Origin of the sequence: Enterobacter sp. Ap-867 (genome assembly GCF_011752855.1) — a bacterium.
Lineage (GTDB): Bacteria > Pseudomonadota > Gammaproteobacteria > Enterobacterales > Enterobacteriaceae > Cedecea.
In genome coordinates this window covers 247150-262713 of record NZ_VWWS01000007.1, presented here as the reverse complement: position 1 = coordinate 262713, position 15564 = coordinate 247150, and the positions used below count along the sequence as shown (strand labels likewise).

15 protein-coding genes are annotated in these 15564 nt (G+C 55.2%); 7 read left to right on the top strand and 8 right to left on the bottom strand.

The window, feature by feature from the left end:
- Positions 1-26 precede the first annotated feature (26 nt).
- The 3 genes from iolG to F3J26_RS18025 all read right to left on the bottom strand — a co-directional run bounded on the left by iolG (position 27) and on the right by F3J26_RS18025 (position 4777).
- Entirely contained in the window at positions 27-1013 is a 987-nt protein-coding gene (iolG, locus tag F3J26_RS18035) for an inositol 2-dehydrogenase (RefSeq protein WP_166995216.1), read from the bottom strand.
- Positions 1014-1331: 318 nt separating this feature from the next.
- Complete coding sequence (gene iolD, locus F3J26_RS18030) at positions 1332-3260, bottom strand: 3D-(3,5/4)-trihydroxycyclohexane-1,2-dione acylhydrolase (decyclizing) (RefSeq protein ID WP_166995214.1); 1929 nt, start codon at positions 3258-3260, stop codon at positions 1332-1334.
- An 11-nt stretch (positions 3261-3271) separates the two neighbouring features.
- Complete coding sequence (locus tag F3J26_RS18025; RefSeq protein ID WP_166995212.1) at positions 3272-4777, bottom strand: CoA-acylating methylmalonate-semialdehyde dehydrogenase; 1506 nt, start codon at positions 4775-4777, stop codon at positions 3272-3274.
- Positions 4778-5026: 249 nt separating this feature from the next.
- Here F3J26_RS18025 and F3J26_RS18020 point away from each other — a divergent pair, with 249 nt between their 5' ends.
- Positions 5027-5878, top strand: a complete 852-nt coding sequence (locus F3J26_RS18020) for a MurR/RpiR family transcriptional regulator (protein ID WP_166995210.1) — start codon at positions 5027-5029, stop codon at positions 5876-5878.
- Between the two features lie 79 nt (positions 5879-5957).
- Positions 5958-6998, top strand: coding sequence for an L-glyceraldehyde 3-phosphate reductase (gene mgrA, locus F3J26_RS18015; RefSeq protein ID WP_166995208.1), 1041 nt, complete (start codon positions 5958-5960; stop codon positions 6996-6998).
- A 33-nt stretch (positions 6999-7031) separates the two neighbouring features.
- Here mgrA and F3J26_RS18010 read toward each other — a convergent pair whose 3' ends face one another.
- The gene (locus F3J26_RS18010; protein WP_008457009.1) at positions 7032-7529 is read right to left on the bottom strand and encodes a TIGR00645 family protein; all 498 of its coding nucleotides are present in this window, start codon (positions 7527-7529) and stop codon (positions 7032-7034) included.
- 86 nt (positions 7530-7615) lie between these two features.
- A complete protein-coding gene (locus tag F3J26_RS18005) occupies positions 7616-8119 on the bottom strand; it encodes an ESA_00282 family adhesion-associated protein (protein WP_008457007.1) in 504 nt (167 codons plus the stop codon).
- Between the two features lie 93 nt (positions 8120-8212).
- Here F3J26_RS18005 and F3J26_RS18000 point away from each other — a divergent pair, with 93 nt between their 5' ends.
- Together F3J26_RS18000 and F3J26_RS17995 are read left to right on the top strand one after the other, a co-directional pair.
- Positions 8213-8614, top strand: a complete 402-nt coding sequence (locus F3J26_RS18000) for a hypothetical protein (protein WP_166995206.1) — start codon at positions 8213-8215, stop codon at positions 8612-8614.
- Between the two features lie 4 nt (positions 8615-8618).
- Positions 8619-9002: a hypothetical protein gene (locus F3J26_RS17995; RefSeq protein ID WP_008457003.1), complete on the top strand. Its 384-nt coding sequence runs from the start codon at positions 8619-8621 to the stop codon at positions 9000-9002.
- Positions 9003-9782: 780 nt separating this feature from the next.
- On the opposite strand, the gene exbD is transcribed toward F3J26_RS17995, so the two are convergent.
- Both exbD and exbB read right to left on the bottom strand, forming a co-directional pair.
- Positions 9783-10208, bottom strand: a complete 426-nt coding sequence (exbD, locus tag F3J26_RS17990) for a TonB system transport protein ExbD (RefSeq protein WP_008460960.1) — start codon at positions 10206-10208, stop codon at positions 9783-9785.
- Between the two features lie 6 nt (positions 10209-10214).
- Positions 10215-10949: a tol-pal system-associated acyl-CoA thioesterase gene (exbB, locus tag F3J26_RS17985; protein WP_166995204.1), complete on the bottom strand. Its 735-nt coding sequence runs from the start codon at positions 10947-10949 to the stop codon at positions 10215-10217.
- Between the two features lie 256 nt (positions 10950-11205).
- Between exbB and metC the strand changes: the two genes are divergently transcribed.
- Together metC and yghB are read left to right on the top strand one after the other, a co-directional pair.
- Positions 11206-12393: a cystathionine beta-lyase gene (gene metC / locus F3J26_RS17980; protein ID WP_166995202.1), complete on the top strand. Its 1188-nt coding sequence runs from the start codon at positions 11206-11208 to the stop codon at positions 12391-12393.
- A gap of 176 nt (positions 12394-12569) precedes the next feature.
- Positions 12570-13229 (top strand): DedA family general envelope maintenance protein YghB, encoded by a 660-nt coding sequence (yghB, locus tag F3J26_RS17975; RefSeq protein ID WP_008460953.1) that lies wholly within the window; start codon positions 12570-12572, stop codon positions 13227-13229.
- 60 nt (positions 13230-13289) lie between these two features.
- On the opposite strand, the gene F3J26_RS17970 is transcribed toward yghB, so the two are convergent.
- Positions 13290-14177, bottom strand: a complete 888-nt coding sequence (locus F3J26_RS17970; protein ID WP_008460951.1) for an AraC family transcriptional regulator — start codon at positions 14175-14177, stop codon at positions 13290-13292.
- Positions 14178-14364: 187 nt separating this feature from the next.
- On the opposite strand from F3J26_RS17970, the gene yqhD reads away from it, so the two are divergent.
- Positions 14365-15528, top strand: coding sequence for an alcohol dehydrogenase (gene yqhD, locus F3J26_RS17965; protein ID WP_166995200.1), 1164 nt, complete (start codon positions 14365-14367; stop codon positions 15526-15528).
- Positions 15529-15564: the final 36 nt, after the last annotated feature.

The window sequence follows — 15564 nt, the reverse complement described above, 5'->3', positions numbered from 1 at the left end:
TCTTCTATGTGTAGGGTCTTCGGAGGTTACAAAGCAACTTCGCGCTGGCTACGCAGTGACTCCAGCGCCTTGTCGGCCAGGTACAGGGCGCGTTCACCGTCATCGCCGCTGCACTCGGGTTTGGCCTCGCCGCGCAGGACGGCAACAAAGTGCTGCCATTCGGCGGCGTAGGCATCTTTGTAGCGCTGGAGGAAGAAGTGTTCTGGCAACGCACTGGTGTTCCCGCCGTCGCCAAAGAATTGAACCTGGTTTTCCAGGATATTGCCCGCTGTCAGCAGGCCCTTAGCGCCGTGCAGCTCCAGACGCTGGTCGTAGCCATAGGCCGAGCGGCGGCTGTTCACAATGGTCGCCAGCGCCCCGGAGGCATATTTCAGGACGATAAAAGCAGTGTCGATGTCGCCTGCCTCACCAATCGCCGGATCTACCAGATTGCTGCCCTGGGCATACACGGCCACCGGCTCTTCGCCCATGATGAAGCGAGCCATATCAAAGTCGTGAATGGTCATGTCGCGGAACATGCCGCCGGAGACACGCACATATTCAGCGGGCGGCGGCGACGGGTCGCGGGAGATAATCACCAGCGATTCCGGCGTGCCGATGCGCCCCTGTAGCGCTTCGTTTTTCAGCTTGCGGAACTGAGGGTCAAAGCGGCGGTTAAAGCCGATAAACAGCGGCACATTATGAGCTTTCACCACTTTCAGGCAGTCGCGCACGCGGGCCAGATCCAAATGCACCGGCTTTTCACAGAAGATCGCTTTGCCGTGTTTGGCGGCAAGCTCAATCAGGTCAGCGTGAGTGTCGGTCGCCGAGGCGATCAGCACCGCATGAACCTCCGGGTCGCTCATCGACTCGGCAACGCTCTGCTGGCGCGCCTGGTATTTTTCGGCAATGCGCGCGGCGTTTTCTGCATTAGGATCGACAACGGACCAGAGGGTGGAATGGGGATGGGCGGCAATATTGGCGGCGTGGATTTGGCCGATACGGCCCGCGCCCAGTAAAGCAATGTTAAACATGGCGGCTCCCGAAAGTGGTGTTGCAGTAGGGTCATGAGCCGGATCTTCCGGCTTTCACATGCAACTGAATAACGACGCCTTAAATAAAACATTTATTTCATTTTAATGCAGAGTGAAAGTTTCATTTTTGCGCAGAGGTTAACATTTTGATAATTTATCGGCTGTATTTTGTTAGCAAAATCACAACGCCGAATGAATTAAAACCTGTACAGAGAAGGGATTTGAGAGGGAGAGCGCGCCCATGCTCCAGTACGAGAAGAGAATAAAGTAAAAATGAAATAAACATTCCGCCAGACAGTCCAGCGGAATGCTGAAGGGTTAGTACTGACGGGCGTTTTTGAGCTTAGCGGCGGTTTGTTCAGCGGCATCGGCCACCGTGCTCGAGCGAGCAACCTGAGCGTCTCCGGTACGCCACCAGGCTTGGTAGTCGTGGGTCATAGTTTTAGGCAGCACTTTGATATCCAACAGCGTTGGCCCAGGCTCAAGCCGGGATGCCTCCAGCGCGGCAAGCAGCTCCGCCTCGCTATTGACCCGCCAGGCTTTGCAGCCGTAGCTTTCGGCATTTTGGGCAAAATCGACCTTCACCAGCGGGCCATCCAGCCTGCCGCTGTGTGGATTTCGATGGCGGTTTTCGGTACCAAAACTGCCCATGCCGTGGCCCATCTGCAGGTTATTGATGCAGCCGAACCCGGCATTATCGAACAGCAGAATGGTGATTTTTATCCCTTCCTGCACGGCGGTTTGCAGCTCGGAATGCAGCATCAGGTAAGAACCGTCCCCCACCATCGCATACACTGGCTGCTGCGGCTTCGCGAGCTTTGCCCCCACCGCCGCGGCAATCTCGTAGCCCATACACGAATAGCCGTATTCGAGGTGATAGCTGTCCGGCGTTTTTACCTGCCACAGGCGCTGTAAATCCCCCGGCAGCGAACCCGCCGCGCCCACCACGATAGCGTCATCTTCAATATGCTGATTCACCAGGCCCAGCACGCGGGTTTGAGTCAATGACGTACCTAGCTCACGGCTGTATTCCTGCAACGTTTCGTCCAGATGGCCCGCCACTTCAGGGGCTTCTCCCGCCTGCCATTGCCGAGTCCACAGCCGCTGGCACTCCTCGCACCAGGCTGCTTGAGCGTTAGCAGCTTCGTTCTGCCAGGCGGCGTGATAGCCAGCCTGATGCAGCCCGGCAGTCAACTGCTCTAGCCCAATCCGGGCATCGGCCACCAGCGGCGTGGCGTCCAGCTTCAGGGCGTCGAATTCGGCTACGTTTAGCAGCAGGTACTCAGCCTCGGGTGAAAACAGCGATTTAGAGCCGGTGGTAAAGTCGGTCAGCCGGGTGCCGACGCCGATGATTAAATCCGCCTGCGGGGCCAGTAGGTTAGCCGCCAGGCCGCCCGTCACGCCGAGGCCCCCCAGATTAAGTGAGTGCTCGCTTACAAGCGCACCTTTTCCGGCCTGGGTTTCGGCAAACGGTAGCCCGAAGCGTTCCACAAAATCCTGGAAAACCTGATGCGCGCCGGAATAGCGAACCCCACCGCCGCAAATAACCAGCGGACGACGCTTGCTGGCAATGAGCTTTAGCGCGGCATGTAGCCGGTTTTCATCCGGCGGACGCCGCTCGATATGGTGCACTCGCCGGGCAAAGAAGCTTTGCGGATAATCCCAGGCTTCACCCTGCACATCCTGCGGCAGGCAAATCGTTACCGCGCCGGTATCCGCAGGGTTAGTAAGCACTCGCATGGCGCTAATCATGGCGCTCATCAGCTGCTCCGGGCGGTTGATTCTGTCCCAGTAACGGGACACCGGCCGGAAGCAGTCGTTGGTGCTAATGCTCAGGTCATGAAACTGCTCGATTTGCTGGAGCACCGGGTCCGGCTGGCGGCTGGCGTAAATATCGCCGGGCAAGAGCAGAAGCGGAATACGGTTGGCGGTGGCCGTTGCGGCGGCAGTCACCATATTGGCTGCCCCCGGCCCCACGGAGGAGGTCACGGCGTAAATACGCTGCCGCCGGTGTTGCTTGGCGAAGCCGGTGGCGATATGCGCCATGCCCTGTTCGTTACAGCCCTGATGCACCTTCAGGTGGCCGGGGTCCTCCTCCAGCGCCTGCCCAAGCCCGAGCACGTTGCCGTGCCCGAAAATGGTCATTACGCCTTCCACAAAGGGCGCTTCCTGCCCATCGATTTCAACGTACTGCTGGTTTAAAAACCTGACCAGCGCCTGCGCCATGGTCATGCGGTGTGTGGTCATCTTTCCTCCCCTTAGCCCAGCGTCGGCATTGAGAATGCAGATCCTTGCTGATGGCTGGTTTCCGGCCAGCGAGCGGTGACGGTTTTCATCCGCGTATAGAAACGCACGCCGTCGCTGCCGTGCACGTTCAGCGGCCCGAAGATAGAACGCTTCCAGCCGCCAAAGCTGTGGAAAGCCATCGGCACCGGGATAGGCACGTTCACGCCGACCATGCCCACCAGAACTTCTTCGGTGAATCGCCTTGCAGTACCACCGTCACGGGTAAAAATCGCCGTGCCGTTGCCGTATTCGTGCTTGTTGATCAGTTCCAGCGCGCTGGCGTAATCCAGCACGCGCACCACGCTCAGTACCGGGCCAAAAATCTCTTCTTTATAAATGGTCATTTCAGGCGTGACATGATCAAACAGCGTTGGGCCAACAAAATAGCCGCCTTCATGGCCTGCGAGCCTCAGGCCCCGACCGTCCACGCGCAGCGTCGCGCCCTGCTGCTCTCCGCTATCAATATAGCCCAGCACTTTGGCCCGGTGCGGTGCAGAAATGAGCGGCCCCATTTCGTTTTCCGGCTCCTGCCCAAGGCCCGGCCCCACACGCAGCGTAGCAAGCTGTTTTTCCAGCCCCGCGCACAGCGCATCTGCGGTTTCATCCCCCACGGCAACCACCACCGAAAGCGCCATGCAGCGTTCCCCCGCGGCACCAAAAGCCGCCCCCATAATGGCGTTAGTTGCCATATCCAGATCGGCATCCGGCATCAAAATACAGTGGTTTTTCGCCCCGCCCAGCGCCTGACAGCGCTTGCCGTGGGCAGAAGCGGTCTGGTAAATGTATTCGGCAATCGGCGTAGAGCCGACAAAGCTAACGGCCTGAATCCTTGGGTCGGTCAGCAATACGTCCACGGCTTCTTTATCGCCCTGCACCACGTTAAACACGCCGTCCGGCAGCCCGGCTTCCTTCAGCAACTGAGCCAGACGCAGCGACAGAGACGGATCTTTTTCCGACGGTTTGAGCACAAAGGTATTCCCGGTTGCCAGCGCGATAGGGAACATCCACATCGGCACCATTGCCGGGAAATTAAACGGCGTGATCCCCGCACAGACGCCAAGCGGCTGCATCAGAGAATGGCTGTCCACGCCCGTACCCACGTTGGCCGAATGCTCACCTTTTTGCAGATGCGGGATGCCGCAGGCGAATTCCACCACTTCAAGGCCGCGGGTCAGTTCGCCCACCGCGTCAGAATAAACCTTGCCGTGCTCTTCGCTGATGAGCTTCGCCAGGCCGTCCATGTGTTCCTCAAGCAGGCTTTTAAAGCGGAACATCACGCGGGCGCGCTTAAGCGGAGACTGGCGAGCCCAGCCTGGAAACGCCTGCTGGGCAGCGGCAATGGCCTGCTCCGTCTGCCTGGCCGTGCTCATGGCGACCTGGCGGATCTGCGCGCCGGTCGCCGGGTTAAAGATCGCCTGTACCCGCTGGCCTTCGCCCGCGACGCATTCACCGTGGATAAAATTCGCTACCGTCTCCATCTCTGGCCTCTTGCTGTTAGGGTTGTCTCCCGAACACTGTATATGAAACAAACATTCCATTTTAAGTTCAAATAAAATAAATGTTGATTATTGTGATCAACACTTCGTTTTTATGTTAACCCGCAGAATGAGGTGCAAAGACTGAGACATCAGTGTCGTTTCAGCCCCCGCCAGTTTTGGTGCATCTGTTTCATTTTTGCCAGTACTACGCTTAAATACGTTTCAGCGAATACTTTTGAGGATGGCAAATTGACCACCGCGACAACCCTGAACGAACTCCAGCAGCAGATCCGCGACCGCTACGACAGCCTGAGCAAAAGGCTGCAGCAGGTTTCCCGCTACGTGCTGGATAACACCAATAGCGTGGCATTTGATACCGTGGCCGCCATTGCCGAACGGGCGGAGGTGCCGCCCTCAACGCTTATCCGCTTTGCCAATGCCTTTGATTTCAGCGGGTTCAACGAAATGAAACAGCTGTTTCGCATGAATCTGGTGGAAGAGACGGCCAGCTATACCGATCGGGCGAGGCTGTTCCGTGAGCTGGGCAGCGAAGCCGTGCCGGAAACCCCGCTGGATATTTTGCAGGAGTTTGCCCGCTCAAATGCTCAGGCCCTGCAGCAGCTGGCCGCCCGTACCGAACCGGAAATGCTGCAGCGTGCCGTGGAATTGCTGGCCGAAGCAGACACGATCTACGTTGTCGGCCTGCGCCGCTCCTTTAGCGTGGCGGCTTATCTGACCTACGCTCTGAGCCATCTGGATTGCCGCGCCGTGCTGCTGGACGGGCTTGGCGGCATGCTGCGTGAGCAAGTCAACCGGGTGAAAGCGAAAGATATTGTGGTGTCGATAAGCTTCTCCCCGTATGCCGAAGAGACGCTGATGGTGAGTGAAATTGCCGCCCAGGCGGGCGCTCGCCAGATAGTGATCACGGACAGCCAAATTAGCCCATTCGCCACGTTTAGCGATCTCTGTTTTGTGGTGAAAGAGGCGCAGGTAGACGCCTTCCGCTCGCAGTCAGCAACGCTTTGCCTGGTGCAGTCGCTGATGGTGGCGCTCGCGTATTATCAGGGCACTCCCCACAGCGCGCTCTCGCCGGAGGCCTGATTTTCGGATTGCCGAATGTCTCCGCAGGGTTAAGATGGAAACAACGTTTCAAAAATAACTCTTACCCTAAGGAGACACCATGCCCTACGAAGCCAGCCCGTCGCGTTATCAATCCATGCAGTATCGCTTCTGCGGCCAGAGCGGCCTGCAGCTGCCCGCGCTTTCTCTCGGCTTGTGGCACAGTTTTGGCGGCGTGAGTCCGCTGGAGTCCCAGCGCGATCTGCTGCGCACCGCGTTCGATCTGGGTATTACGCATTTCGATCTGGCGAATAACTACGGGCCGCCTCCGGGCTCGGCGGAAGAAAACTTTGGCCGCCTGCTGAAGCAGGATTTTGGCAGCTACCGCGACGAGCTGATTATTGCCACCAAAGCGGGGTATGACATGTGGCCAGGCCCTTATGGTTCCGGCGGCTCACGTAAGTACCTGCTGGCAAGTTTGGATCAGAGCCTGAAGCGCATGGGGCTGGAGTATGTCGATATCTTCTATTCCCATCGCGTGGATGAGAGAACGCCGATGGAAGAAACGGCCAGCGCCCTGGCACATGCGGTGCAAAGCGGCAAAGCGCTTTACGTCGGGATCTCCTCTTACTCCGCCGAAAGAACAGAGAAAATGGCCGATCTGCTGCGAGAATGGAAAATTCCGCTGCTTATTCACCAGCCCTCCTACAACCTGTTAAACCGCTGGGTCGATAAAAGCGGCCTGCTGGACACGCTGCAGCACAACGGCAGCGGCTGTATCGCCTTTACCCCGCTCGCCCAGGGCCTGCTGACCGGCAAATACCTGAACGGCATCCCGGAAGGCTCAAGGATGCAGGTGGAAGGCAATAAAATTCGCGGGCTGAATGAAAAGATGCTGACCGAGGCGAATCTCAGTAGCCTGCGCTTACTCAACGAGATGGCGCTGGAGCGTGGCCAGACAATGGCACAGATGGCGCTGAGCTGGCTGCTGAAAGATGAGCGCGTCACCTCAGTGTTGATCGGTGCCAGCCGGGCAGAACAGCTGAAAGAGAATGTGAAAGCGCTGGATAATCTACACTTTACCGCAGAAGAGCTGGAGCGAATTGACCGCCACGTCGCCGATGGCGAGCTAAATCTGTGGCAGGCATCCTCCGACAAATAAAAGCCAAAGCCCCTGTAAACAGGGGCTTAGTTTTTAATATTTCCCGCTGCGGGAAAGCTTGTCGAGATAGCCCATCACAAACGCCGACAGCACAAACGTCAGGTGGATGATCACGTACCACATCAGCTTGTTGTCCGGCACGTTTTTAGCGTCCATAAAAATACGCAGCAGATGGATAGAAGAGATGGCCACGATGGATGCCGCGACTTTATTCTTCAGCGAGCCAGAGTCCATTTTCCCCAGCCAGCTTAGTTTCTCTTTGCCTTCATAAATATCCAGCGTCGAGACAAAGTTCTCATAGCCGGAAAACATCACCATCACCAGCAGGCCGCCGACCAGCGCCATATCCACCAGCGAGAGCAGGGTCAAAATTAAGTCAGCCTCCGCAATCGAGAAGATATTCGGGAGAACGTGAATGATCTCCTGGAAAAACTTCACCGTCAGCGCAAGCAGGGCCAGAGATAACCCGAAGTAAACCGGGGCCAGAAGCCAGCGCGAGGCGTACATCGCATTCTCAATAAAACGTTCCATAATGTCCTGTCTGGAAATAGCAAAAGGGCGTCATTATAGCGAATTCCGGCGTTTAAGCGTGAGCCCCGGACGCAGGATTACAGGGCTCACACGCTGTTCAGGTCGATCTCCGGGCGCTGATACTGTGGCCATACCAACGCAACCAGTGCAGGATAAGCGTCTCGGCTAAACTCGTTAAAACACTGGCGCAGGTTCAGCACTTCAATATCTGACAATGGCACCTGCTCACCTTCGGCACAGCGTTTTTTAATATTGTCATAATATTTATACACCGCCGAATTTAAATCACTGCAGCGGCGCTGGGCGCTAAATAAAACCGGCTGGGAAGTCAGTTCATCGATACGCATTTTTTTAATTGTGGCGTGAGTAAAATCAATATACTCACTGTTAATACGCCAATAATAGCTGGGCGTAATTTTAGACATCAGCATGCCAAAATAATCTTCACGCTCTTCGCTGGTGGTGATGGGTTGTATTTCACCCGCCGCACGATTTTTCTTATTATTTGAAGCGCTAAACTCCTTGAGCATAACCAATACAGCACACAACAAAATCAAAATGGTGACAATAGAATAAAATATGCTGTGCATAAGAAACTCCTGTTTTTTTTATTTTTGAATTGAGGCATCATATCGCGAATCTCTGAACCTGAATATTGAACCGATTCCAAAGGATCACATTCGATGCTGCCTGAACACTTCTTACCACGGCGCTATCCCGTTGTTGCACCGTCAACGCTCCCTGCAGAAGCTGAAAATAGTACCACGTCGGAAGTCGTTCAGGACAAGATTTTAACGCTGGAAAAAAACATCCTGAGCGGCAGTCATTATGCCGGGCAGGCCAAGAACCGCCTGCTTGAAGAAACCGACCGTCATATTAAAGAGCGGCTGCTGTGCGCGGTTAGGATAGAGGCGTTACATGCCCTGATAGGCGAACTGGTTGAAAAAGAACTTATTAGTACCGCCGATTTGCAGATGCTTATCGAAGACAAAACCGCCTGGGTGAGTAGCAAGGAGCAGGAAATTTGGGTTAATCAAATGACCCAAGAAAAACCCTGGCCATTATGCTATTCAATTGAGGAGTAGTGCTATGGCAGAACCTCTAAAAAAACAGCCCTTGTTAATTAGCGCTGATGAAAATAAAGACCATGAATTTACGTTAAGTAAAAATATAGCGATTCTGGTTCGCCTTAAGAATGAAAATATCACCCGTAATACGCAGGAAGTTACGGATATTACTTCGGCGCTTATCGATCTGAAGTGGATGAACCGCCGTGAAATCTTCCCGTGGCGCGCCAAAGAAGAGGTGTATGGGGCGGTGCTGGAAGAGATCCTCAGCCATCATCCGAAGCTTAAAGAGCAGATTCTTAAGCGGCTGGAAGGGCATTATCAGCGCCTGAAGGAGCAGGAAGCCCAGACGCTGTCGATGACCCGTGGTCTTGCAGAGAAGACGTGGAAAAGTTCTACGCTGTGAGTGGGGTTTGCCCCTTTCCCAGGCCCTCTCCCCAGTGGGGCGAGGGAATATAAAGAGTAATAAAATTTAACGATTTCTCTCTTTGGCTGTCTGTTAGTCACAAATAAGCTATATGAAGGTTCAGCTAAGGTTCCGTTCACCTCAAGCACAGCTTTATATGCAGCCCCCAAACTTGTGAACGACTCGGTGGAGTCACCGTCACTCCCCCGAGACCCCGGACTCCCGGCCAAATAAATCGACCGCTGAAGCGGCAGACCTCCGTTTTATCTCCCAGTCCTGGGTCGGCTGAGATGCGCTCCCGACGCTCTCAGCCTCCGGCCGCTCCCGGCGTCCGGACCTTGGCCAGTCGGAGAGAAAACGGAGGCGATTTAAGCCGGAACCGAGCCTCGCTTTAAGCTCAAAGCAACGCTGAACGCAACAGTCGCTGCAAGTCACACCGCCACGCCCTTGTCCCCGGCTCTCATCGCCCCCGGTGATGACCCAACTCAGGCGGGGTTGAGCTGTCGGGAACAGCGAAAGAGAGCGATCGTCAGGAACAAATCGCGAACGACCCCGAATGTTTGGGTGATAGCCGGTGGGTTTACCGCTTCAGCGGCGATGAGCTCGCCGGGCGCCGGGGCTGTTCGGGGGATGGCGTTATCCCCCGGACACGTTCACCGTGCTCTGAACGTGCAGGGGAAACAGATTTACGGGTGAACGTAACAACTACGGAGAGAATAAACTTGAGTTGTTTTCATCCTCTCCCAAGAGGAATAGGGCCGTGATGAGGGTCATCCCCACTTACTTCGCTTTCGTGACTTCCTGGCCGACCAGGCCAATCTTCAAATACCCTGCCTGGTGCAGCGTATCCATCACGTCCATCAGCGTTTCGTAGTCCACCGTTTTGTCCGCGCGGAAGAAAATGGTGGTGTCTTTTTTCCCTTCGGTTGCGGCAATCAGCGCATTGACCATCGACTCTTTGGTTACCGGGTCATTACCGATAAACATCGAATGATCGGCTTTTACCGACAGATAAACCGGCTTCTCAGGGCGTGGCTGTGGTTCACTGCTGGAGGCCGGAAGGTTAACCTTCACGTCCACCGTTGCCAGCGGCGCCGCCACCATGAAGATGATCAGCAGCACCAACATCACGTCGATAAACGGCGTAACGTTGATTTCGTGCATTTCACCATTGTCATCGAGGTTTTCGTTCAGACGCATTGCCATGGGGCATTAACCTACTCGCAGTTGCTGGGTATTACGCACCGGACGCGGCTGAGCGGTACCATCCAGGTCCAGATCGCGGCTTTGCAGCAGCAGAACCTGCGCGGCAACGTCGCTGAGGCTGGCTTTGTAGCTGCCGATCATACGCGCGAAGATGTTATAGATAACCACCGCCGGGATGGCGGCAACCAGGCCGATTGCCGTCGCCAGCAGCGCTTCTGCGATGCCCGGGGCAACGACCGCCAGGTTAGTGGTCTGGGATTGAGCGATACCGATGAAGCTGTTCATGATGCCCCAAACGGTACCGAATAGGCCGACGAACGGTGAAATCGCACCGATGGTGGCCAGGAAGCCGTTACCGCGCCCCATGTGACGCCCAACGGCGGCCACGCGGCGCTCAAGGCGGAAGCCGGTACGATCTTTAATGCCTTCGTTATCTTCCACGCCGGCTGAAAGTTCCAGTTCGTTCTGGGCTTCGTTGATTAACAGCGTGCTCAGGCTTTTACTGTCAAAGGCTTCTGCCACGCTGCTCGCTTCGTTCAGGGAGCGCACGTTAGCCAGCTGCTGCTGCTCTCGCTTGAGGCGACGTTTCTGGGTGATCAGCTCCACGCTCTTACTGAAAAAGATGGCCCAGGTGACAACAGAGGCCAGAATCAGGCCAATCATCACGATCTTCACTACGATGTCAGCATGTTGATACATGCCCCAAACGGACAGATCCGTCTGCATCAGATTACTCGTCACGTCTTACGCTCCAGCGAGAAATAAATGTCAAAACTGAGACTAATATATCAAAAAACTATCGAATTGATAGTCGTTCTCATTAGTATTTGCAGACTGCCGGAAATTGTTGAAGCATTCCTTGCGCTTACGCAGGAAAAGCGCCCACCTGGCGAAATGATGACTTTTTTCGCCAACCTGAGAAAACGCCATGATGCCCTTTGCCCATTCTGTGTTAATTTACGTCCAGACATCCAGATGGTTAGACGGGGAAGCGGAAATGGCGGAAAAACACATCGAAACGGCGCTGGTCAACGCCGGGCGCAGCAAGAAGTTTACTCAGGGTTCGGTTAACAGCGTGATTCAGCGCGCCTCCTCCCTCGTCTTTGAAAGCGTTGAGGCCAAAAAGCAGGCCACCGCTAACCGCGCTAAGGGCGAGCTGTTCTATGGCCGTCGCGGCACGCTGACCCATTTCTCGTTGCAGGAAGCGATGTGTGAACTTGAGGGCGGCGCGGGCTGTGCCCTCTTTCCCTGCGGCGCCGCCGCGGTGGCTAATACAATTCTGGCCTTTGTTGAACAGGGCGATCACGTTCTGGTGACCGAAACGGCCTATGAACCAACGCAGGATTTCTGTACCAAAATTCTCTCAAAGCTTGGGGTTAGCACTGGCTGGTTCGCGCCGGAGATTGGTGCCGATATTGCCAGCCTGATTCAGCCGAATACCAAAGTCGTTTTTCTGGAATCCCCCGGTTCCATTACGATGGAAGTCCACGATATTCCGGCGATTGTCGCAGCGGTAAGGCGCGTTGCCCCCGACGCTATCATCATGATCGACAATACCTGGGCGGCTGGCGTGCTGTTTAAAGCGCTGGAGTTCGGCATCGACATCTCCATTCAGGCGGGAACCAAATATTTAATTGGCCATTCGGATGCGATGGTTGGCACCGCGGTATCCAATGCCCGATGCTGGGATCAGCTGCGCGAGAATGCCTATCTGATGGGGCAAATGCTGGATGCAGACACCGCGTATATGACCAGCCGCGGTATTCGGACCCTGGGTGTTCGCCTGCGTCAGCATCAAGAAAGCAGCTTAAAAGTCGCCGAATGGCTGGCACAGCATCCGCAGGTTGAGCGCGTGAATCATCCAGCGCTGCCCGGCAGCAAGGGGCATGAATACTGGAAACGTGACTTTACGGGCAGCAGCGGGCTGTTCTCATTTGTGCTGAAAAAGCGGCTGAGTGATGAAGAGTATGAACAGTACCTCAATCATTTCGAGTATTTCAGCATGGCCTATTCCTGGGGCGGCTATGAATCGCTTATTCTCGCTAATCAGCCCGATGAGCTGGCGGAGATCCGCCCGGCAGGCGGCGTCGACTTTAGCGGCACCCTGGTTCGCCTTCATATTGGCCTGGAAAACGTGGACGATCTGATGGCGGATCTGGAAGCGGGTTTCCAGCGTATTGCCTAAAAAATCCGTTTATCGGTAATCGTGGAACAGTTTTTTGCCATTATCGGGATTTTGTTGAGCCTGGGATCAAGGTGTCGAGAAGATTTTAGCAGTACAATGTGTAGAAATTAAGGTGAGCCTAAGTTGCGGGTGTAATACTCGGGGCGAACTCAATAAGCGGTTCCACAGGAATACCTATGGCTGTTATACAAAATATTGTCGAGGCGCTTTGGCATCACGATTTTGCTGCGCTGGCCGACCCCCATGTGATTGGCATTGTCTATTGCGTTATGTTTGCGACGCTGTTCCTGGAAAATGGGCTACTTCCTGCTTCATTTTTACCGGGCGATAGCCTGTTGCTGCTCGCGGGAGCGCTGATCGCCAAAGGCGTGATGGGCTTTGTACCGACGCTGGTGATTTTAACCATCGCAGCCAGCCTGGGCTGTTGGCTTAGCTATTTACAAGGGCGCTGGCTCGGCAATACCCGCACGGTTAAAGGCTGGCTGAAACAGCTGCCAACCCAGTACCACCAGCGCGCCACGCAAATGTTTGACCGCCACGGTTTACTGGCGCTGCTCGCGGGCCGCTTCCTGGCCTTTGTTCGTACTCTGCTGCCTACCATGGCGGGGATTTCCGGCCTCAGCAACCGCCGTTTTCAGTTCTTTAACTGGCTAAGCGGCCTGCTGTGGGTCGGCGTTGTGATTAGCCTGGGCTACGCGCTCAGCATGATCCCCTTTGTTAAGCGCCATGAAGATCAGGTGATGACCTTCCTGATGATTTTGCCGGTTGCTCTGCTGATTGTGGGCCTGGTCGGCACGGTGTTTGTGGTGCTGAAAAAAAAGGTTAGCGCCGCGTAACCCTGCTTGATGAAGAAAGAGCGGATAAGCCCGACTTATTCGCTCTTCGCTTTTGCCTCATTAAATAACCCGCATCCGCGCCATATCTTCCCCCGGCGTCACGCCAAAATAGCGTTTAAACTCCCGGCTAAACTGAGACGCGCTCTCGTAGCCCACGCGGATAGCCGCCGCGCTTGCCTTCATACCGTCATGCAGCATTAACATTCTTGCCTTATGCAGACGGTAAGTTTTCAGGTATTGCAGCGGCGACGTGCTGGTCACCGACTTGAAGTTGTGATGAAACGCAGAAACGCTCATGTTAGCCTCGGCTGCCAGCTGGTCCACCGACAAGTTTTCGGTGTACTGGTTTTCAATCCGGCGCAGCACGCGGCTGATCAGGCTAAAATGCGTCTGGCGGCTTACCAGCGCCAGTAGCGCCCCACCGCTTGGGCCCGTCAAAACGTGATAAAGGATCTCACGGATAATCTGCTTGCCCAGGACTCGGGCATCGAGAGGCCTCTCTAATACATCCAGCAACCGCTCTGCAGCGCAAAGAATTTCTTCCGACAGTTCGGCAGAATTTATCCCGTCGGTACAGGACTGCGGACGGAAGAGATCGTCTTCTCCGATGTCCATCAGCAAATCCTGCAGTTGCTGGATATCCACTTTCACACGCATTCCGGCGAGCGGTACGTCTGCCGTCGCAAAAGTTTCGCACTCGAAGGGTAAAGGCACCGTCAGCAGCAGGTATTCATTGGCGTCATAGCGGAATACGCGGTCATTAAGATAACCTGTTTTATGACCCGAAAAGAGAAAAACAATGCCCGGCTCGTACATGACCGGGGTACGCGCCATCGGTTTGGTGCCGTACATCAGCCGTACGCCATCAAAAAATACATCACTCTTTTCTTTTAAAATCAGCTGATTGATTTTATCCGTCAGCTGCTGGCAGATAGCCTGGCGGTTCATTTCCTACGTCTCCACGGCGCTTTTTATCCGGCTTACAGTGTGCGATGGATTCTGCGATTTCTCCAGTCATTTGGAGAAACAGGCAAGATAAAGGCAGGAATATGCATTGAGAGAGGCAGCGTGGCGGACCACAATAAGCGCCATCAGATTTAGCAATGTGACTCATCTAACGAACGGGAAACCCATCATGAATAACTTCAATCTTCATACCCCAACCCGCATCCTGTTTGGTAAAGGCTCCCTGGCAGAACTGCGTGACCAGATCCCAGCCGACGCTCGCGTACTGATTACCTACGGCGGCGGCAGCGTGATTAAAACTGGCGTACTGGACCAGGTTAAAGACGCGCTGAAAGGCCTCGACGTGCTGGAGTTTGGCGGCATCGAACCTAACCCGTCTTACGAAACGCTGATGAAAGCCGTAGAGATTGCGCGTAAAGAAAACGTGACTTTCCTGCTGGCAGTCGGCGGTGGCTCCGTGCTCGACGGCACTAAATTTATCGCCGCTGCGGCGCACTATCCGCAGGATATCGATCCGTGGAACATTCTGCTGACCCGCGGTAGCGACGTGAAAAGTGCGATCCCAATGGGTTCCGTGCTGACGCTGCCGGCCACCGGCTCCGAATCTAACAAAGGCGCAGTGGTTTCCCGCCGCTCTACCGGCGACAAACAGGCGTTCATGTCTGACTTCGTGCAGCCTGTCTTTGCGGTTCTGGATCCGGTTTACACCTACACCCTGCCGCCTAAACAGGTTGCTAACGGCGTGGTGGATGCCTTTGTTCACACCATCGAGCAGTACCTGACCTACCCGGTCAACGCCAAAGTGCAGGATCGTTTTGCGGAAGGCATTCTGCTGACGCTGATCGAAGACGGCCCGAAAGCGCTGAAAGATCCTGAAAACTATGACGTGCGTGCGAACGTGATGTGGGCTGCAACAATGGCGCTGAACGGCCTGATCGGGGCTGGCGTGCCGCAGGACTGGGCGACCCACATGCTGGGCCACGAACTGACCGCGATGCACGGCCTGGATCACGCTCAAACGCTGGCGGTGGTTCTGCCTTCGCTGATGAATGAAAAGCGTAACGAGAAGCACGCCAAACTGCTGCAATACGCAGAACGCGTCTGGAACATCACCTCCGGCAGCGAAGAAGAGCGTATTGATGCGGCCATCGAAGCAACCCGCAATTTCTTCGAGAAAATGGGCACCGCGACTCGCCTGTCCGCCTACGGCCTGGACGGCAGCTCCATCCCTGCTCTGCTGGTGAAACTGGAAGAAAAAGGCATGACTAAGCTGGGCGAACATCAGGACATTACGCTGGACGTTAGCCGCCGCATTTACGAAGCCGCGCGCTAAGAGAATCCAGGTTAGCGATTTGATCGCCTGAGTTTC